Source organism: Streptomyces sp. NPDC023838, from assembly GCF_040639555.1.
Classification (GTDB): Bacteria; Actinomycetota; Actinomycetes; order Streptomycetales; family Streptomycetaceae; genus Streptomyces.
In genome coordinates, this window is the sequence record NZ_JBFAAD010000010.1 from 72,958 (window position 1) to 90,781 (window position 17,824).

General features: G+C 68.3%; 21 protein-coding genes, 1 tRNA gene and 1 riboswitch. Of the genes, 10 read left to right on the forward strand and 12 right to left on the reverse strand.

The features are described from left to right. The first annotated feature begins 35 nt into the window (after positions 1-35). On the forward strand, positions 36-1,253 hold the full coding sequence (locus AB0G17_RS15170; protein WP_361381366.1) for a DUF262 domain-containing protein: 1,218 nt from the start codon (positions 36-38) through the stop codon (positions 1,251-1,253). Positions 1,254-1,265: 12 nt separating this feature from the next. Further along, positions 1,266-1,886 (forward strand): HEPN domain-containing protein, encoded by a 621-nt coding sequence (locus AB0G17_RS15175; RefSeq protein WP_361381369.1) that lies wholly within the window; start codon positions 1,266-1,268, stop codon positions 1,884-1,886. A gap of 10 nt (positions 1,887-1,896) precedes the next feature. Here AB0G17_RS15175 and AB0G17_RS15180 read toward each other — a convergent pair whose 3' ends face one another. Further along, positions 1,897-2,544, reverse strand: coding sequence for an ATP-binding protein (locus tag AB0G17_RS15180; protein ID WP_361381372.1), 648 nt, complete (start codon positions 2,542-2,544; stop codon positions 1,897-1,899). Positions 2,545-2,702: 158 nt separating this feature from the next. Here AB0G17_RS15180 and AB0G17_RS15185 point away from each other — a divergent pair, with 158 nt between their 5' ends. Genes AB0G17_RS15185 through AB0G17_RS15195 form a run of 3 tightly spaced genes read left to right on the forward strand, consistent with a single transcriptional unit; the run spans position 2,703 to position 4,107 of the window. Continuing rightward, positions 2,703-3,551, forward strand: coding sequence for a helix-turn-helix transcriptional regulator (locus AB0G17_RS15185; protein WP_361381375.1), 849 nt, complete (start codon positions 2,703-2,705; stop codon positions 3,549-3,551). Then, positions 3,548-3,751, forward strand: a complete 204-nt coding sequence (locus AB0G17_RS15190) for a DUF397 domain-containing protein (RefSeq protein ID WP_361381378.1) — start codon at positions 3,548-3,550, stop codon at positions 3,749-3,751. The genes AB0G17_RS15185 and AB0G17_RS15190 overlap by 4 nt, the downstream gene beginning before the upstream one ends. Positions 3,752-3,804: 53 nt before the next feature. Further along, on the forward strand, positions 3,805-4,107 hold the full coding sequence (locus AB0G17_RS15195) for a hypothetical protein (protein WP_361381381.1): 303 nt from the start codon (positions 3,805-3,807) through the stop codon (positions 4,105-4,107). A gap of 448 nt (positions 4,108-4,555) precedes the next feature. Here the strand turns inward: AB0G17_RS15195 and AB0G17_RS15200 are convergent, their stop codons facing one another. The 5 genes from AB0G17_RS15200 to AB0G17_RS15220 form a co-directional block, all read right to left on the reverse strand. After that, positions 4,556-5,902, reverse strand: coding sequence for a DUF445 domain-containing protein (locus tag AB0G17_RS15200; RefSeq protein ID WP_361381383.1), 1,347 nt, complete (start codon positions 5,900-5,902; stop codon positions 4,556-4,558). Between the two features lie 285 nt (positions 5,903-6,187). Continuing rightward, entirely contained in the window at positions 6,188-6,817 is a 630-nt protein-coding gene (locus AB0G17_RS15205) for a DUF1707 domain-containing protein (RefSeq protein ID WP_361381733.1), read from the reverse strand. Between the two features lie 54 nt (positions 6,818-6,871). Then, complete coding sequence (locus AB0G17_RS15210; protein WP_361381386.1) at positions 6,872-7,900, reverse strand: ATP-binding cassette domain-containing protein; 1,029 nt, start codon at positions 7,898-7,900, stop codon at positions 6,872-6,874. 17 nt (positions 7,901-7,917) lie between these two features. Next, on the reverse strand, positions 7,918-8,730 hold the full coding sequence (locus tag AB0G17_RS15215; protein ID WP_361381736.1) for an ABC transporter permease: 813 nt from the start codon (positions 8,728-8,730) through the stop codon (positions 7,918-7,920). 88 nt (positions 8,731-8,818) lie between these two features. Further along, entirely contained in the window at positions 8,819-9,619 is an 801-nt protein-coding gene (locus AB0G17_RS15220) for an ABC-2 family transporter protein (protein WP_361381389.1), read from the reverse strand. Between the two features lie 156 nt (positions 9,620-9,775). Between AB0G17_RS15220 and AB0G17_RS15225 the strand changes: the two genes are divergently transcribed. Further along, positions 9,776-12,325 carry a transglycosylase domain-containing protein gene (locus AB0G17_RS15225; protein WP_361381392.1) on the forward strand — a complete coding sequence of 850 codons (2,550 nt, stop codon included), beginning with the start codon at positions 9,776-9,778 and terminating at the stop codon, positions 12,323-12,325. Between the two features lie 11 nt (positions 12,326-12,336). Here the strand turns inward: AB0G17_RS15225 and AB0G17_RS15230 are convergent, their stop codons facing one another. The 3 genes from AB0G17_RS15230 to AB0G17_RS15240 form a co-directional block, all read right to left on the reverse strand. After that, a complete protein-coding gene (locus AB0G17_RS15230; protein WP_361381395.1) occupies positions 12,337-12,657 on the reverse strand; it encodes a multidrug efflux SMR transporter in 321 nt (106 codons plus the stop codon). Positions 12,658-12,706: 49 nt separating this feature from the next. After that, positions 12,707-12,771: riboswitch (guanidine-III (ykkC-III) riboswitch) on the reverse strand. Positions 12,772-12,939: 168 nt separating this feature from the next. Then, the gene (locus AB0G17_RS15235; RefSeq protein WP_067159470.1) at positions 12,940-13,272 is read right to left on the reverse strand and encodes a co-chaperone GroES; all 333 of its coding nucleotides are present in this window, start codon (positions 13,270-13,272) and stop codon (positions 12,940-12,942) included. Between the two features lie 72 nt (positions 13,273-13,344). Further along, complete coding sequence (locus AB0G17_RS15240) at positions 13,345-13,668, reverse strand: DUF3618 domain-containing protein (protein ID WP_361381398.1); 324 nt, start codon at positions 13,666-13,668, stop codon at positions 13,345-13,347. Positions 13,669-13,817: 149 nt separating this feature from the next. On the opposite strand from AB0G17_RS15240, the gene bcp reads away from it, so the two are divergent. The 4 genes from bcp to AB0G17_RS15260 all read left to right on the forward strand — a co-directional run bounded on the left by bcp (position 13,818) and on the right by AB0G17_RS15260 (position 15,835). Further along, complete coding sequence (gene bcp / locus AB0G17_RS15245; RefSeq protein ID WP_266980039.1) at positions 13,818-14,285, forward strand: thioredoxin-dependent thiol peroxidase; 468 nt, start codon at positions 13,818-13,820, stop codon at positions 14,283-14,285. A gap of 140 nt (positions 14,286-14,425) precedes the next feature. Beyond that, positions 14,426-15,073, forward strand: coding sequence for an HNH endonuclease (locus AB0G17_RS15250; RefSeq protein ID WP_361381401.1), 648 nt, complete (start codon positions 14,426-14,428; stop codon positions 15,071-15,073). Continuing rightward, positions 15,070-15,744 (forward strand): HNH endonuclease signature motif containing protein, encoded by a 675-nt coding sequence (locus AB0G17_RS15255; RefSeq protein ID WP_361381404.1) that lies wholly within the window; start codon positions 15,070-15,072, stop codon positions 15,742-15,744. Before AB0G17_RS15250 ends, AB0G17_RS15255 begins: the two co-directional genes overlap by 4 nt. 15 nt (positions 15,745-15,759) lie before the next feature. Beyond that, a tRNA-Leu gene (locus AB0G17_RS15260) sits at positions 15,760-15,835 on the forward strand. Positions 15,836-15,891: 56 nt separating this feature from the next. Here AB0G17_RS15260 and rdgB read toward each other — a convergent pair. The 3 genes from rdgB to rph form a co-directional block, all read right to left on the reverse strand. Beyond that, positions 15,892-16,494, reverse strand: coding sequence for an RdgB/HAM1 family non-canonical purine NTP pyrophosphatase (gene rdgB, locus AB0G17_RS15265; RefSeq protein WP_361381407.1), 603 nt, complete (start codon positions 16,492-16,494; stop codon positions 15,892-15,894). A 29-nt stretch (positions 16,495-16,523) separates the two neighbouring features. Next, the gene (locus AB0G17_RS15270; protein ID WP_361381410.1) at positions 16,524-16,913 is read right to left on the reverse strand and encodes a hypothetical protein; all 390 of its coding nucleotides are present in this window, start codon (positions 16,911-16,913) and stop codon (positions 16,524-16,526) included. A 114-nt stretch (positions 16,914-17,027) separates the two neighbouring features. Continuing rightward, on the reverse strand, positions 17,028-17,765 hold the full coding sequence (gene rph / locus AB0G17_RS15275; RefSeq protein WP_361381413.1) for a ribonuclease PH: 738 nt from the start codon (positions 17,763-17,765) through the stop codon (positions 17,028-17,030). Positions 17,766-17,824: the final 59 nt, after the last annotated feature.

Consider the following 17,824-nt stretch of genomic DNA (forward strand, 5'->3'; position numbering starts at 1 on the left):
CCAACATTCGAGCAAATCTACGAGAGAAGGCATCCGTGGCTCGCATAATCGACAATGGCAACGACACGTACGACGACATCGACGGGGAGGAGAACGAACCGTCTGATGTGTCACGCAGTGATGTCACTCGGGCAGTCGTGACGGATACCGATTGGACCACAGAGACGATCCTCAGTCAGTTGCGTCGAGGGAACATCCAGCTCAACCCAAAATTCCAGAGGCGCGACGCTTGGGACAAGGCGAGGAAGAGCAAGTTCATCGAGTCCCTGATCCTCGGCCTCCCGATCCCCCAAATCGTGCTTGCCGAAGATAAAAGCAGGCGGGGTAAATTCATCGTCCTCGACGGTAAGCAACGGCTACTAGCACTACGTCAGTTCGCTGCAGGATCTTCTCTGGCCGTCTCAGATAACGAACGAGAATTCAAAGGCCTCAGCCTTACGAACCTTGACGTACGGGGCGACTTGAGACTTCAAACCCTCGCAAAGATGGAGAATGACAGCGATCTCGTCGACGACTTGAACGCCTTCCTCAACGAAACCATTCGCACTGTCGTCGTGCGCCGCTGGCCCAACGAGGATTTCCTGAACCTGGTCTTCCTCCGATTGAATACTGGCAGCGTGCGATTGTCTCCCCAGGAGCTGCGTCAGGCTCTCCATCCTGGAGAATTCACGAACTATCTGGACGACGCCGCATCTGAGAGTGCATGGCTGCAGCGCGCATTGCGCATCAAGAAGCCCGATTTCCGGATGCGTGACGTTGAAATAATGCTTCGATACTTCGCGTTCCGCTATCGCCTCGATTCGTACAGTGGAAACCTCAAGGGGTTCCTCGACAGTACCGTGAACCAGTTGAACGAGGCTTGGCCCGAAAACGAAGATAAAATCAGGGAAACCGGAAGAGGGTGCGAAAGGGCAATCCGCGCAACATTCGAAATCTTCGGCGAAAATTCGTTCTACCGCTGGTCCGACGGCGACTATGAGGGCCGATTCAATCGTGCGGTATTCGATATCATGACGTACTATTTCACCGATATCGAGGTTGCCGAGCTCGCCACTTCGATGCGATCGGATGTCGAACACGCCTTTAGGCGCCTCTGTGACGACGACCCTCGTTTTGTCGAGTCCATTCAAACAACCACGAAGACGCCACTAGCCACGCATCGACGGCTTGCACTTTGGGGGGCGGCACTAGAGGAAGCGATCCAAACACCGGTAAGGGTCCCTCGATTCGAAAATAATCGAATCTCTTCATGAGGGGTCTCGACTGTGCCTTCAACGCGCTACAGAACACTCTCCCGAAGAGTTTCGGAGCTCCGTCGAAATCTACTGCCCGCCAATTTTAACTCCACAGGGCTATACTCAGACAGAGTACACGAAAGGACTCGGGCTTTTCGCGTCCTCGCCCATGCAGAGTTTGAAGCGTACATAGAAGACAGGGTTATCGAGGTCGTCCACAGGGCCCATCTTGAATGGAATAGAGATGGGACAATCCGCCCCTGCCTTCTCGCCCTGATGTCACATCGCGATTCGCGTCTCGATATACCAGATTCTCTAACCGAACTAAGGGACAGAAACGGGGCAAAATACCCGACCCTGAAAAGTCGAGTGGAGGCAGCAAAGCGGCAATACAGTACATATGTGCGAACGAATAACAATGGGATCAAGGAGAGGAACTTGCTCCTGCTTCTGCTTCCCCTAGGTGTCACGAAGGAAGAAATAGACACCGAATGGCTAAATGATACGGAGGTATGGGCTACTGCTCGCGGTGAAGTGGCGCACACCTCCGCCAAGATGCAGATTCAGGTAGATCCGCGGGTGGAACTCTCGACTGTCAAGAACGTCTTGGATGGTTTCAAACTCATCGATGGAATCCTAGAGGACAAGTAGCTTTCTTGCTTCAGCTCACGCCCTCCGCCGCAATATCAAAGTTTAGCTTCGCGCGGTCGAGCACCTTATCTGGGTCGCACCCATGCATTCGTAGCCAGTAGAGGAGATCAGTGATCACTCTGACGGTCGTCTGTACTCCCACTTCTGCGCTCAACGGGCCCACGGCGCGGCTGGGATCCAGGCAGCACAGAACCAACAGCGCCTCTGCCGCTTCAACTTGCGGATCGCCAACGTGGTCATCAGCCGCACGGAGCCCCGTGTCCATCTCACACCAGGTGACCTTCGTATCCGCCCTGAGAATCACACCCCAGCGGGTAGCCACCGAGTCAACCAGCGCCATGCCTCTTCCCGACTCCTCCTCGCCTCTCGCCGCGAGGAGGGTGGGAAGGGCGCGCACATCCGGGTCCGTCACTGCGAGGCGCAGGAACTGCCCGTTCATCGACACGGTGAGAGTCGTCGGCGTTCCGTGGCCGACGTGCGTAATGACGTTGGTGACCAGCTCGGTCACACACAGCTGGGCTGAGTCGATCAGATCCGGCAGGCCCCAGAGGCCGAGGTGTAATCCGATCACGCGCCGGAGCCCGGCCAACTCCTCGGGCTCCGCCAAGAAGGGGAGGTCCCACGGCTTCCTACGGACCTTGAACCTGCATCCAGCCACGCCATCACCCTCTCGGTCGCCGCATCGACATGGTGCGAGCATGGCAGCACGCGCATCCCGTCATGCAATTTGCACGCAGGGATTCCCACGATCGAGCGATTGGCAGCACGCCCCACTTCCACAGAGACTGAACCTCCGCTACAGCACCTGGAGTTGATGTGGCCGAGTCCCCTACCGCTCGTCGCCGCCGTCTGGCCATTGAGCTGAAGAAGCTGCGCGAGATCAGCCAGCTGACCTGCAATCAAGTCGGAGAGGAGCTGAGCTGGAGTGGTTCCAAGGTCAACCGGCTGGAGACAGGGAGTGGCCGCGTTCAGCCCTCGGACATCGACGCCTTGTGTCGCTTCTACGGCACCGACGATGAGCTACGTGAGCTCCTCATGGGGCTCGCCAAGGATTCGAAAGTGCGCGGCTGGTGGCAGGCTCACGGCACGGGAGTCCCGCGCTGGTTCGCCGGATACGTCGGCTTCGAGCAGGCCGCATCGAGCCTGCGCCAGTACCAGTGCGAGTTCGTCCCTGGCCTGATGCAAACACCGGAGTACGCAGCCGAGTTGCATCTTGCATCGAACCAGATGCCCGCGACGGACCTCGCACGAGCGGTAAGGGTCCGTACGGAGCGGCAAAGCCTTCTTACCAAAGTATCGGCACCCGACGCCTGGTTCATTGTGCACGAGAGCGTGTTGCGTCACGTCGTCGGCGATCGAAAGCTAATGCGCGACCAGCTCGAACGGATGCTCGCTGTGGGCGGGTTGGGCAATGTGACGTTGCAAGTTCTGCCGTTCACCGCCGGCAGTTACCCCGCGACCGGTGCCTTCACCATCCTCGGGTTCCCTGAACAGGAGGATCCCGATCTGGTCTACCGAGACGGGTTGACCGATGCCACGTATCTGGAGACGCAGCATGATGTAGGTCAGTACACCAAGGCCTTCGACAATCTTCGGGCACTCGCGTCGAGCCCCTCGCAGTCGACGGCGTTGATCAGGCGCGTGATGGAGGAGCACTCCCGATGAGCACCACGGCCAGGGGCGGATGGTTCAAGAGCAGCTACAGCAACGGATCGGGCGGGGAGTGCGTCGAGGCGGCCGTGCTTGGCCCCGGCATGGCCGTCCGCGACTCCAAGCGGCCCCAAGGACCCCGTCTCAGCTTCGCCGACCCCAGCTGGGAGGCCTTCGTCGACGCCGTCCGGGCGGACCGGATGCCGGATGCCTGACGGGGAGCATTAGCCTCGGAGTGGACAGACCATAGAGGCGCAGGAGGCACAGCATGGCCAAGGTTCCGGCAGCGGCTATCGCCGCGGGTGGGCTCGTGGGTGGGTATGCCACCGCTCGGTGGACCAAGAAGCGGCCGCTCGGTGGGGTGGCGCTGGCCGCCGCCGGGGCCGTGGCCGCGCGGGAGTGGAAGCAGGCGGCCGGGACCAAGGCGGCCGTCGGGCTCACGGTGGCCTACGTCGCCGCGTTCGCCGGGTCGCACCCTCTGGCCAAGAAGGTCGGCGCCTGGCCGTCCGTGTTCGCCGTGGCGGGTGGGGTCGCGGTCGCCTCCTGGGCCGTCACCAGGAAAAATGCCTAGCCCGACCCGGGAACCATTTGAACGTCCTGGGCGACTCGTACGTACGTAACACCGAACACTGCGACTCCCCGCAGGATGGACCGGCTGGGTGCGTGGCCAGGCAGAGCAGGGACAGGACTGCGGCCGCGCGCCCAGCAGGGGAGAGGGCAGGGATGCCCAGGGGGTGCCGGCCAGGTGGCCGCGCGCACCACACGCCCAGCAGGGGAGAGACCGGGGACGCGTAGGCACATGCCGGCCGGGCGGCTCGCGCTCGCACCACCGCACGCGCCCAGCAGGGAGAGCCCAGGGATGCCGGCCGGGTGGCCCGCGCTCGCACCACCGCACGCGCCCAGCAGGGAGAGCCCAGGGTTGCCGGCCGGGTGGCTCGCGCCGCACCGCCGCACGCGCCCAGCACCGCGTCGTCAGACCCCCGCACCACGCCCCCCGGCCCCGCCCCACAAGACGCCCCCTACCCCCCAACCCCCCGCGCCACCGCAAAGATCACCACGCCCGCCAGCGCCCCCACCACCGTCCCGTTGATGCGGATGAACTGGAGGTCGCGGCCGATGTGGGCCTCGATCTTCTTTGATGTGTCGGCCGCGTCCCAGGAGCGGACCGTGTCCGTGATCAGGGACGTGATCTCCGCGCGGTACGTGGAGACCACGTACGCCGCCGCGTCCTGGACCCAGCCGTCCACCTTCGACTGGAGGCGGGTGTCCGTCGACAGGCGGGCGCCCAGGGAGAGGAGGGACGCCCTCGCCCGCAGGCGCAGCTCGCTGCGCTCGTCCTCCGCCGCCGCGATGATCATCGCGCGGACGGACGACCACGCCGACGCGATGACGTCCTGGACCTCGGGGCGGGACAGGACATCCGACTTCAGGCGCTCCACCTTCGCGCGCGTCTCCGTGTCCGACTGGAGGTCCGCCGCGAAGTCCGTCAGGAAGCGGTCCAGCGCGCCCCGGGCCGGGTGCGCCGGCATGTCCCGCATCTCCGTCACGAAGCGGAGCAGTTCTTTGTAGACCCTCTCCCCGACCTTCTTGTCCACGAAGCGGGGGGTCCAGCCGGGGGCGCCTCCCTGCACCGCCTCCATCACCGAGTCCCCGTGCAGCACCAGCCAGTCGTGCGCCCGCGCGCACACCAGGTCCACCACCCGGCGGTGGCCGCCGTCCGCGACGACCTTCTCCAGGGTCTTGCCGATGCCGGGGGCGATCTCCGCCGCGTCCGCCCGGCGCGTGATCGCCTCGCCCACCACCGCCTGGACGTCCGAGTCCCGCAGGACCGTGAGCGCGCCTCTCAGCGCCGTCGCCAGTTCTGACGTCACCCGGTCCGCGTGCGACGGGTCCGCCAGCCAGGTGCCCACCCGGGCGCCGATTCCCAGGGCGCCCAGTCGCGTACGTACCACCTCCGGGGAGAGGAAGTTCTCCCCCACGAACGAGCCCAGTGACTCGCCGAGCTGGTCCTTCTTGTTCGGGATGATCGCCGTGTGCGGGATCGGGACGCCCAGCGGGTGGCGGAACAGGGCCGTCACCGCGAACCAGTCCGCCAGCGCGCCCACCATCCCCGCCTCCGCCGCCGCCGCGACGTACGCCGCCCAGGAGCCCGCGCCGGAGCGGTCCGCCCAGGTCGCCAGGGCGAAGACCAGCGCCACCAGGAGCAGCAGGCCCGTCGCCGTGGCCTTCATCCGGCGCACGCCCCGGCGCTTCTCCTCGTCCGCCGCCGTGTACGAGAACGCGGACGTCAGGCCGCCGGGGCCGCGAGAGCCCCCCCGCCCGCCGGGGCCCGGCTCCCCCGGCCCGCCCGCATCAGTACGTTCCATTCGCTCCGCCCGTCCACGCGCCGCACGCACCGCCCCGTACGCAATTGTCCCTACATGAGGGACTCCCGGGGCGCACGTGGAGTTCCCGCGGGAAGAGTGAACCCGTCTCGGCCCGCTCTCAACGCCTGCCCTCAGCGTCTGCCCGCAGTCAGCCGTCTGCTCTCAAACGCCTTGCCCTCTCAGCGTCTGCCCGCAGCCGTCTGCTCTCCACGCCTGCCCTCAACGCCTGCCCGCAGCCGTCTGCTCTCAACGCCAGCCCTCGGCGCTTGCCCGCAGCGCCTGCCCTCAGCCCAGTTCCTTGCGGGGCGACCCGCCCAGCCCCCGCTTCGCCGCCTTCCGCAGCTTGCGCTCCACCCCGATGCCGCCCATCAGGGCGAATCCCGTCACCGTCACCCGCGGCGAGCCCGGTGTGCCCTCGCCCGTCGCCCTGTCGCCGAAGCCGCCCATCAGGCCGAAGCCGCGGACCCTCACCGTCAGCTCGGGCGGGACCGTCACACCCATGCCGCCCATGATCGTGAAGCAGCGGATCACCGTCTCGGCGGACTCGAAACGCGCCTCGCGCAGGTCGATCTCGCCGCCGCCCCACATCGCGAACGCGGTGAACGTCCGGCCGACCGTCCACGTACCCTTGCGGCCGAATCCGCCCCAGAAGGCGAAGGCGCCGCGCGAGGTGGCCGCGCCGCCGATCCTCGACGGCCAGTCGACCTCCCCGGACGAAGCAGATGCCGGAGGTGACGGGGGGCGCACGGCCGGCGTGGGCAGATCCCGTACCAGCGGCGCCAACTCCCCGTGCGTACGCGCCTTGTACGCCGCCTCCAGGCGCTCCTCGAACTCCTCCATGTCGAGCCGCCCCTCGGCCACCGCGTCCCGCAGCGCCTCGGCCACCCGCTCGCGCTCCGCGTCCGATGCCCGCATCTCGGGGAGACCCGCCCCCGAAGCCCCCGAAGGTTCACTCGTCATACGGCCAGCCTAATGAAGGCCCCGGTCGGCGTACATCCGGGCGATCACCGACTCGATGTCCGGCTCCCGCACCGACAGGTCCACCAGCGGATACCGCTCGGCGATCCTCGCCACCAGCGGGGCGGCCGACGCCGTGGCCGGGAACGCGATCCACTGCCGCGGGCCCTCGACCTTCACCACGCGCGCGTGGACGGCGCCCCCGGCATCCGTGCCGTCCCCGACATCCGTGCCGTCCCCGGCATCCATGACGTCCCCGACGTCGATCGGCGCCAGTTCGCGCTCCAGATCGACCACCAGGGTGCGCTCGCTGCCCCCGACCTCGTGCAGCCCGGCCAGCGCCCCGTCGTACACCAGCCGGCCGTGGTCGATCACCATCACGCGCTCGCAGAGCTGCTCGATGTCGGTGAGGTCGTGGGTGGTCAGGAGGACGGTCGTGCCGCGTTCGGCGTTCAACTCCCGTAGGAAGGTGCGTACTTTCGCCTTGCTCACCACGTCCAGGCCGATGGTCGGCTCGTCCAGGTAGAGCACCTCGGGGTCGTGCAGCAGGGCCGCCGCGATGTCGCCGCGCATCCGCTGGCCCAGCGAGAGCTGGCGTACGGGCACGTCCAACAGCTCGCCCAGGTCGAGCAGTTCGACGCAGCGGGCCAGGTTCTCGCGGAAGCGGTCGTCGGGAATCCGGTACATGCGGTGGGCCAGGCGGTACGAGTCATACAGCGGCAGGTCCCACCAGAGCGTGGTGCGCTGGCCGAAGACCACGCCGATGCGGCGGGCCAGGCGGGTGCGCTCGCGCGCGGGGTCCAGGCCCGCCACCCTGACCCGGCCGCCGCTCGGGGTCAGGATGCCGGTGAGCATCTTGATGGTGGTGGACTTCCCGGCGCCGTTGGGGCCGATGTAGCCGACCATCTCGCCGCGCGGCACCGAGAAGGTGATCCCGTCGACCGCCCTGACCCGCGTGCGCTCGCGCCGCAGCCGCTTCCCGTTCTTCCGGCGGACCTCGAAGACCTTCTCGACGCCGTCGAGCCGGATCACATCGCTCATCGTCGCAACGCCTCTCGTCAGCTTCCCGTGCTCCGGTACGCCCGCAGGCCCGCCCGCCACGCGGCCCCCGCCAGCAGGCAGCAGCCCGCCGCCACCAGCGGCGGTGTGAACGCCAGCCATCCCGGCAGGTCCAGCGGGTACGGCCGGCCGAGGACGTACAGCGCGGGCAGCCAGTTCACGAAAGCCAGCGGGACCACGAAGGTGACGCCGCGCACCATGTCCTTGGCGAAGACCGTCGGCGGGTACTGAAGCATCTGGTTCCCGCCGTACGTGAAGGAGTTCTGCACCTCGGAGGCGTCCTGGGCGACGAACTGGAACGCGCCGCCCGCCACGAACACCGAGGCGAAGATCGCGGCGCCGCTCAGCAGCATCAGCGGGATCAACAGGGCCCGCAGCGGCGTCCAGTGGACGTCGAGCGTCAGCAGCGCGTAGCCGAGGACGAGGAGCCCCTGGGTGATCCGGCCCAGGCGCCGCAGCGCGAACCGGTCCGCCGCGACCTGCGCGAGCACCGGCACCGGGCGCACCAGCAGCGTGTCGAGCGTGCCGTCGCGCACCCGGCGGCCGAGCCGGTCCATGGACCCCATCGCCAGGTCCGCGAGCCCGAACGCGGCGCCCGAAGCCCCGTACAGGAACGCCACTTCGGGCAGCGTGTAGCCGCCCAGCGCGTCGATGTGCGCGAACATCAGCAGGATCGCCACGAAGTCGAGCCCGGTCGCCGCGAGGTTGCCCAGCGCCGTCATCAGGAAGGACGCCCGGTAGGCGAGGGTGGAGCGGATCCACATTCCCGCGATCAGGCGGTACGCGCGGACGCCCTCGGCGGCCGTGCGCAGCCGCCCGGCCCGCGGCTCGGCCCAGGCCTCCCCGGCGTCCTGCCCGCCCTCCCCGTCCTGCCCGTCCTCCCGGACGACGGCCGCCGTCTCAGCCACCCTGCACCACCACCCTCCGTGTCGCCGCGGCCTGGAGCAGGCGCCCGGTGCCGAGCAGCAGCGCCGCCCAGCCGAGCTGGAACCCGTACGCCCGCGCCAGGCCCCAGCCCGTGTGGCGGCCGAGCAGGACGTCGGCCGGGATCTGGAGCAGCGCCGACCAGGGCAGCGCCCGCGCCACCTCGCCGAGGGCGCCGGGGAAGACGTTGAGCGGCAGCAGCATCCCGGAGAAGAAGACGCCGCCGAGCCAGGCCATCTGCGCCATGCCCGCCCCGTCGAGCAGCCAGAACGCGGAGAGCGCCACCAGGTAGCGGATCGAGAAGCTGACCAGGACGCCGAGGAAGACGGCGAGCAGGAACGCCAGCCAGGTCCACGGCTCGGCCGGCAGCGCCAGGTCGAAGGCGAGCGCGCCGAACGCCAGCGGCACCAGACCGCGCCCCAGGAAGTGGAAGGCCGCCCGGCCCACGTCGCCCGTCAGCCACCACAGTTGGAGGTCGGCGGGGCGGTAAAGGTCGATCGCGATGTCACCCGTACGGATACGTTCGATGAGCTCGTCCTCGAAGCCGCCGCCCATCATGGCGACCGTCATGATCAGGGCCTGGCCCAGCCACACATAGGTCAGTGCTTCGGGCTGGTCGTAGCCGCCCAGACGCGGGCGGGCGTCCCACAAGGCCATATAGGTGTAGGCCATGATCGCGCCGAAGACGGTGTTGGTGAACAGGCCTGCGGCGGTGGCGATCCGGTACGTCGTATGGCGCCGGAACCCACCTGCGGCAACGACCACGTAGAGCCGCACTACACCACCTCCGCGCCCGGGCTGTGTATGAATCCGTGTGCAAAGCGTCCGACCCTAGTGCGGTCCGGCGGTCCACCGCGACGGCTTTTCCCGGCCGGGCGTGCAATATGGGCGTACAACGCGAATCACCCGATACAGCGCAGGCGCGAGAGAGACATGAGCGACGACGAGCAGCCACCCCGCCGCCCTCAGGGGTGGGCCCCTCGGGACCTCAGCGCCACCGGCCCGACCCTCTCCGCCGCGCCAGGAGGCGGGGCACGAGGACCGGGCGGAGGCCGGGGCGAGGAGCCCGGCACGGATGAGGGCAACGGCCAGGGCCAGGGCAAGGGCAACGGCGACGGCAAGAAGAAGCGACCCAAGCGGACCGGCTGGCGGCGCGCCGTCCCCACCTGGCGGATGGTCCTCGGCGCCGCCCTCGTCGTCGCCCTGCTGCTCATCGGCGGCTTCATCGCCGGCTACACGCTCGTCCACATCCCGCCCGCCAACGCCACCGCGACCGCCCAGTCCAACGTCTTCCTGTACGCGGACGGCAGCCAGCTCGCCCGGGACGGCGAGATCAACCGCGAGAACGTCCGGCTCGCGCAGATCCCCCTCAACGTCCAGCACACCGTCCTCGCCGCCGAGGACCGCGACTTCTACTCCGAACGGGCGGTCGACCCCAAGGCGATGGTCCGCGCCGCCTGGAACACCCTCACCGGCAAGGGCAAGCAGTCCGGCTCCACGATCACCCAGCAGTACGTGAAGAACTACTACCTGGGCCAGGAGCAGACGATCAGCCGCAAGGTGAAGGAGTTCTTCATCGCGATCAAGCTGAACCGCGAGGTCAGCAAGGCGGACATCCTGGAGGGCTACCTCAACACCAGCTACTTCGGCCGCAACGCCTACGGCATCCAGGCCGCCTCCCAGGCCTACTACGGCAAGGACATCGAGAAGGCCACCACCGCCGAGGGCGCCTATCTGGCCTCGCTGCTCAACGCCCCCAGCGCGTACGACGTGGTGGCGCACCCGGAGAACAAGGCGAAGGCCGTGGCGCGCTGGAACTACGTGCTCGACGGCATGGTCAAGAAGAAGTGGATGACCCCCGCCGAACGGGCCGCCGCCACGTTCCCGGCGCCGGCCAAGGCGCGGCCCGCGGCCGGGATGGCCGGGCAGCGCGGCTATGTCGTCGAGGCCGTCAAGGACTATCTGACCAACAACAAGATCATCGACGAGAACACCCTCGCCATGGGCGGCTACCGGATCACCACCACGCTCCAGAAGGCCAAGCAGGACGCGTTCGCCGCCGCCGTCCAGGACAAGGTGATGTCCCGGGTCAGTGCCGACCGCAAGGTCGACCGCAACGTCCGCGTCGGCGGCGCCTCCATCGACCCGGACAGCGGCAAGGTGCTCGCGATGTATGGCGGGATCGACTACACCAAGCAGTACGTCAACAACGCGACCCGGCGCGACTACCAGGTCGGCTCGACCTTCAAGCCCTTCGTCTTCACCTCGGCCGTCGAGAACGACTCCAAGACGCAGGACGCGCGCGTGATCACCCCCAACACCATCTACGACGGCACCAACAAGCGCTTCGTCCAGGGCTGGTCGGGCACCCCGTACAACCCCGCCAACGAGGACGACAAGTCGTACGGGCCGATCACCGTCCGGTCCGCCACCGACCTCTCGGTGAACGCGGTGTACGCGCAGATGGCCGTGGACGTCGGCCCCAAAAGCGTCCGCCAGACCGCCATCGACCTGGGCATCCCCTCCAGCACGCCCGACATGCCCAACGGGCCCTCCATCGCACTCGGCACCGCGACCGCCTCCGTCCTGGACATGACCCAGGCGTACGCGACGCTCGCCAACCACGGCAAGCACGGCACGTACACGATGGTCGAGTCCGTCACCAAGGACGGCGAGAAGGTGGACCTGCCGGCCCAGGACGACAAGCAGGCCGTCCCGCGCGAGGCCGCCGACACCACCACCTCGATCCTGCAGAGCGTGGTGGAGGGCGGCACCGGTACGGCCGCGCAGGCCTCGGGGCGCACGGCGGCGGGCAAGACCGGCACGGCCGAGGACGACAAGGCGGCCTGGTTCGCGGGCTACACGCCCGATCTGGCCACCGTGGTCGCCGTGATGGGCCAGGACCCCGACACGGCAGCGCAGAAGCCGCTGTACGGCGCTCTGGGCCTGCCCCGGATGAACGGCGGCGGGCCGCCCGCGCAGGCGTGGGCACAGTACACGGCGGCCGCGCTCAAGAGCGCCGAGCCGCAGGACTTCGACCTCCAGCTCCAGGAGGGCGCGTCCGTACCGCCGCCGGTCGAGACGCAGGCACCCAACCCGACCAACCCGAACCAGCCGGGCCAGACCGAAGGCCAGGACCAGGGCCAGACCGAAGGACGGACCGAGGGCCAGACGGAGGGCGGGACCACGGACGGCGGCACGGCCACGGGCGGACCGACGAACGGCGGAACGACCGGGGGCACCACCGCAGCCACGACCGACGCGGGCACCACGACCGGCGGCACCACCGGCGGCCCGACCAACGGAGGCACCACCATGGGCGGCACCACCGACGGCGGCACCACCGGAGGAACCACGGACGGCGGGCCCACCACGGGCGGCACGACGGCGGCCACGGACGGCGGCAACCCGACCATGGGCGGCACGACGACGGGGACGACGGCCGGGGGCGCGAACCGCCCGCGCCGCCCGCCGCGTACCTAGGAGCGATCCGGTCAGTGGCCGGAGGTGGCCTTGAGGCCGACCACAGCCACCAGGAGCAGACAGACGAAGAAGATCCGGGCGGCGGTGGCGGGCTCACCCAGCGCCACCATGCCGAGCACCGCCGCACCGGCCGCGCCGATGCCCACCCACACGCCGTACGCCGTCCCGATGGGCAGGGTCTTGGCGGCCTGCGAGAGCAGCGTCATCGAGGCGACGATCCCGGCGCCGGTGAGCAGACTGGGCCACAGCCGGGTGAATCCGTCGGTGTACTTCATCCCGATCGACCAGCCGACTTCGAGCAGACCGGCGACGAGCAGCAGGACCCAGGCCATGACAGGCACCTCCGAGAGACGTGACGCGCGCGTACGTCCGCGCGCGCGGGGTGCGTCGTCTTGTCGTAACCCGGTACGACGCGTCTCGTCGGGGTGCCTCCACGGTAGCAAAGGGGCCCGGGAGGGCAGCGAAAAGGGCTGGTGACGAGGGCCACCAGCCCTTGTTGCGACATTCCGGCGTTGCGGCTCGTTCCGGCGGCTCTTCGGCCGCTCGTTCGGCGGCTCTTCGGCCGCTCGTTCAGCGGCTCGTTCAGCGGCTCGTTCAGCGGCTCGTTCAGCGGCTCAGAGATACAGCCCCGTCGAATCCTCGGAGACCCGCTCCGAGGCGACGGCGTGCAGATCGCGCTCCCGCATCAGTACGTAGGCGATGCCGCGCACCTCGACCTCGGCACGGTCCTCGGGGTCGTACAGCACCCGGTCGCCCGGCTCGACGGTACGGACGTTCTGCCCGACCGCGACCACCTCGGCCCAGGCCAGCCGCTTGCCGACGGCGGCGGTCGCCGGGATGAGGATGCCGCCGCCGGAGCGCCGTTCGCCCTCGGGTGTGTCGGACCGGACCAGCACGCGGTCGTGGAGCATCCGGATGGGCAGCTTGTCGTGGGTGTTCTCGCTCACGGACCCGAACCTACCTGCCCCGGCCCCCGGCGTATGCCGAAGGGCCGGGCAGAAACAGGAAGAGGTGAGCGGTCAGCCGCGCCGCTTCCTCGCCGACGACATGGCGAGCAGCCCGACGACGCCGACGGCGAGGACCGCGACCGGCACGATGCGCTCGACGCGGGGCGCGCCGTCCTCGCTCACGAACTGGGCCTTCACGTTCGAAACGGTCCGGTTCACCGCGACGAAGGCCCGGCCCGCGGTCCGGTCCACGGCGGAGGCGACCTTCGCCTTCGCGTCGCCGACGATCGTCGACGGATGCAGCCGCACACCGATCTCGTCGAGCGTCACCGCGAGCTGATCCCGGCGGTGCCTGATGTCCGCCTCGATCTGCGCAGGGGTCCTGGCTTCCGACACTGCGCCGCCTCCGTCTGTGTGCTTGGGGTATGGAGATGTGATCCGTCATCGACAGTCTGTCAGCTCCGCCGCCGATGCACTGTCACAGGCCCCCATTAGGCTCTGCCGGAGTACGCCACACCCCCCGTCATCTTCCGGAGGAAGATCCCATGAGCGAGCGACTCGTCCCCGGCGACACCGCCCCCGCCTTCACCCTGCCCGACGCGGACGGCAACGAGGTCTCGCTCGCGGACCACAAGGGCCGCAAGGTCATCGTGTACTTCTACCCGGCCGCCCTCACCCCCGGCTGCACCAAGCAGGCCTGCGACTTCACGGACAACCTCTCCGTCCTGGCCTCCGCCGGCTACGACGTGATCGGCGTCTCCCCCGACAAGCCGGAGAAGCTCGCGAAGTTCCGCGAGAAGGAGTCCCTCAAGGTCACCCTCGTCGGCGACCCGTCGAAGGAGGTCCTGGAGGCGTACGGGGCGTACGGCGAGAAGAAGCTCTACGGCAAGACGGTGACCGGCGTCATCCGCTCCACGGTGATCGTGGACGAGGAGGGCAAGGTCGAGCGGGCGCTGTACAACGTGAAGGCGACGGGGCATGTCGCGAAGATCATCAAGGATCTGGGGATCTGATCCGACACCCGAGCCCGTAACGGCCCGCACCGCGCGGTAAGCGGTGCGGGCCGTTCCGCATTTCGGACGTGACTGTCCGATGAGCGGGTCGTTAGTCCGTACGAGGCTGCGAACGCGTGGCCGGGGCGGAGGGGATCTTCATGGGCACGAGCCCGTATACGCGCGAGCGGCTCGCGGCGGCGGCCGGGGCTTCGGGGACGCTGTCGGAGGCGTTGACGAGGCTGGGGGTCGATCCGAAGAGTTCGACACGTGGATACATCCATCGACGGATGAAGAAGTTAGGGGTAGCCACTGACCACTTCGCGCGCGAAGGCGTGCGCTGGACGCGGGAAGTGCTGGCGCCGGTGGTGGCGGAGTCCACGAGCGTGAATGAAGTGCTGCGACGGCTGGGGATCGAGGTGGTCGGGGGCCACCACACGCACATCAGCCGCCGGATCGAGGCGTACGGGATCGACACGTCGCACTTCAGAGCACCATCCCGTAAGGGAGTGCCTAAGCCGCGCACTCCCGAGGCGCTGCTCGTCGAACAGGAACCAGACCGGGCGCGACGCATTCCCAGCGAGCGCCTCAAGCAAGCGATGACGGCCCTGGGCGTCGGCGAGCGTTGCGCTCTGTGCGGCACCGAGCCCACCTGGCGAAGGCACCCGCTCCCCCTTGAGGTCGATCACATCGACGGCGACTGGCGGAACAACAGAATCGAGAACCTCCGACTCCTCTGTCCCAACTGCCACTCCACCACGGACACCTACCGCGGCCGGAGCAAGGGCAGGAAGACGGGCGTGCGATGAGCTCAACCGCGCGCTACACACGTGAGCGACTGGAGGAAGCAGCCCAGAGCTGCGCAGACGTCGAGGAGGTCATCGCCTTCTTCGGCACCCGTCCGTACGGGAATCTGCCTCGGTATCTGCTCAAGCGCTTCGCGCACTACGGCATCGACATTTCACACTTCTGGCGACGCGGATACAGAAGAGGCGATCCCCGGCCGTCGCAGGCCGACCTGCGCGAGGCGGTGGACTCCTCCCTCTCACTCGCCGAGGTGTTCCGCCAGCTCGGCAGGCCCGACAACACAAGTCAGCGGACTGCCCTGAAGAAGTGGATAGCCGACGACCAGCTCTCCACAGCCCACTTTCTGGGACAGGCACACCAACGCGGCAAGGCAGGGACAACGCCTCGGAAGACGGCCGAGGACGTACTGACACGACACAAGCGCGAGCACCGCACCAAGACGACGCACCTGCGCCGGGCCCTGCACGAGATCGGCGTTCCCGAACTGTGTCAGGAGTGTGGGACCGGGCCCGTGTGGCAAGGCAGACCGATGACACTGGAGGTCGACCACATCAACGGGGACTGGCGGGACAACCGGCGAGAGAACCTACGGCTGTTGTGCCCGAATTGCCACGCGATCACCAGTACCTGGTGTCGAGGAGGGCGGCGGCGAACAGCACACGGCGCCCAGTAGAGTAGGCACGGCTGAGGGCCCGTACCCCAGCTGGCCAAGAGGGCGCCGGTTTAGGTCCGGTGTGTCGTGGGTTCGAGTCCCACCGGGCCCACAGGAGAGACAGGCCCCGCGCCTTGGATTCAAAGGTGATGGGGCCTCTCTGTTGGCTTAGCCCAACAACTCCCGCACCACCGGCACCAGCGCCCGGAACGCCTTCCCCCGGTGGCTGATCGCGTTCTTCTCCTCGGCCGTCAGCTCCGCGCACGTGCGGGTTTCACCCTCGGGCTGGAGGATCGGGTCGTAGCCGAAGCCGTTCGTGCCCGCGGGCTCGTGGCGCAGGGTGCCCAGGAGGCGGCCCTCGACCACGCGCTCGGTGCCGTCGGGGAGCGCCAGGGCCGCCGCGCAGGCGAAGTGGGCGCCGCGGTGGGGCTCGGCGATGTCGCCGAGCTGGGCCAGGAGCAGGTTCAGGTTGGCCTTGTCGTCGCCGTGGGTGCCGGACCAGCGGGCGGAGAAGATGCCGGGGGCGCCGTTCAGTACGTCCACGCACAGGCCCGAGTCGTCGGCGACGGCGGGCAGGCCGGTGGCCTGCGCCAGGGCGTGGGCCTTCAGGAGTGCGTTTTCGGCGAAGGTGACGCCGGTTTCCTTGACGTCGGGGATCTCGGGGTACGCGTCGGCGCCGACCAGTTCGTGGGGCAGTCCGGCGTCCGCGAGGATCGCGCGGAGTTCGGTGATTTTGCCGGCGTTACGGGTGGCGAGGATCAGGCGGGTCATGCCCCCAGTATCGCCGGGAGCGCCCGGCGTCACGGTGTGCAGACCTTGCCGACTTCCTTCGCCGCGTCCTTGACGGGGCTGATGTCCGGTGTGTTGTCGCCGTTCTTGATCGCCGAACGGACGTTGCCGACCGCCTTGTTGAGGTTGTCGACCGCCTTGGAGAGGTCGGCGTTGTCCGTCTTGTTCTTCAGGGACGACAGGTTGTTGTCGATGTCGTTCAGCGCCTGGTCCGCCTGGGCGGGGTTGTCGGTGGCGTTGGACACCGCGCGGCCGAGGTCGTCGACGTTGGAGGCGATCGCGTCGGCCGTCTGGACGCAGTCGAGCGCCTTGCTGACCGCGCTGCACCCGACGGCGGCGGGCAGGGCGAGGGTCGCGGTGACGGCGGTGAGTGCGAGGGCGCGGCGGCGGCTGCGGCGCATGGGCGGGTCCTCCCCGGATGTACGGACGGGCGTACGGTTCGGCCCGTACGCCCGTGTTGGTAGGGACGCGGGGAGCGGCCCTCTTGGTTGCCTCTTTACTCGTTGGCCTCGGCGTTACGCGCTGAGCGTGCGGCCCAGCGCCTCGACCTGGAGCGCCGCGAGGTCGGCGCAGCCGCCGGTGGCGAGGTCGAGCAGGGCGTTGAGCTCCTTGCGGTCGAACGGCTCGGCCTCGGCCGTGCCCTGGACCTCGACGAAGCGGCCGTCGCCGGTGCAGACGACGTTCATGTCGGTCTCGGCGCGGACGTCTTCCTCGTAGCAGAGGTCGAGGAGCGGGGTGCCGTCGACGATGCCGACGGAGACGGCGGCGACGGTGCCGGTGAGCGGCTGGCGGTTGGCCTTGACCAGCTTCTTGGTCTGGGCCCAGCTGACGGCGTCGGCGAGCGCGACGTACGCGCCGGTGATGGCGGCGGTGCGGGTGCCGCCGTCGGCCTGGAGGACGTCGCAGTCGAGGACGATCGTGTTCTCGCCGAGCGCCTTGTAGTCGATGACGGCGCGGAGGCTGCGGCCGATCAGGCGGCTGATCTCGTGTGTGCGTCCGCCGATCTTGCCGCGGACGGATTCGCGGTCGCCGCGGGTGTTGGTGGAGCGGGGCAGCATCGAGTACTCCGCGGTCACCCAGCCCTCGCCGCTGCCCTTGCGCCAGCGGGGGACGCCTTCGGTGACGGAGGCGGTGCAGAAGACTTTGGTGTCACCGAAGGAGATGAGGACGGAGCCCTCGGCGTGCTTGCTCCATCCGCGTTCGATGGTGACGGGGCGGAGCTGGTCGGGGGTGCGGCCGTCGATACGAGACATGCTCCGAGCGTAGCTCGTGGGCGTCTCGCTCCTGGGGGCGTGCCCCCCGGCCCCCCTTT

What these genes read in the sequence shown, in the direction of transcription:
- AB0G17_RS15190 (WP_361381378.1), top strand. Translation starts at nt 3,548, where the DNA reads ATGAGCACCACGGCCAGGGGCGGATGGTTCAAGAGCAGCTACAGCAAC.
- AB0G17_RS15230 (WP_361381395.1), bottom strand. Translation starts at nt 12,657, where the DNA reads ATGGCCTGGGTCCTGCTGCTCGTCGCCGGTCTGCTCGAAGTCGGCTGG.
- AB0G17_RS15250 (WP_361381401.1), top strand. Translation starts at nt 14,426, where the DNA reads ATGGGCACGAGCCCGTATACGCGCGAGCGGCTCGCGGCGGCGGCCGGG.
- bcp (WP_266980039.1), top strand. Translation starts at nt 13,818, where the DNA reads ATGAGCGAGCGACTCGTCCCCGGCGACACCGCCCCCGCCTTCACCCTG.
- AB0G17_RS15195 (WP_361381381.1), top strand. Translation starts at nt 3,805, where the DNA reads ATGGCCAAGGTTCCGGCAGCGGCTATCGCCGCGGGTGGGCTCGTGGGT.
- AB0G17_RS15205 (WP_361381733.1), bottom strand. Translation starts at nt 6,817, where the DNA reads ATGCGGGCATCGGACGCGGAGCGCGAGCGGGTGGCCGAGGCGCTGCGG.
- rph (WP_361381413.1), bottom strand. Translation starts at nt 17,765, where the DNA reads ATGTCTCGTATCGACGGCCGCACCCCCGACCAGCTCCGCCCCGTCACC.
- AB0G17_RS15225 (WP_361381392.1), top strand. Translation starts at nt 9,776, where the DNA reads ATGAGCGACGACGAGCAGCCACCCCGCCGCCCTCAGGGGTGGGCCCCT.
- AB0G17_RS15210 (WP_361381386.1), bottom strand. Translation starts at nt 7,900, where the DNA reads ATGAGCGATGTGATCCGGCTCGACGGCGTCGAGAAGGTCTTCGAGGTC.
- AB0G17_RS15255 (WP_361381404.1), top strand. Translation starts at nt 15,070, where the DNA reads ATGAGCTCAACCGCGCGCTACACACGTGAGCGACTGGAGGAAGCAGCC.
- AB0G17_RS15200 (WP_361381383.1), bottom strand. Translation starts at nt 5,902, where the DNA reads ATGGAACGTACTGATGCGGGCGGGCCGGGGGAGCCGGGCCCCGGCGGG.
- AB0G17_RS15270 (WP_361381410.1), bottom strand. Translation starts at nt 16,913, where the DNA reads ATGCGCCGCAGCCGCCGCCGCGCCCTCGCACTCACCGCCGTCACCGCG.
- rdgB (WP_361381407.1), bottom strand. Translation starts at nt 16,494, where the DNA reads ATGACCCGCCTGATCCTCGCCACCCGTAACGCCGGCAAAATCACCGAA.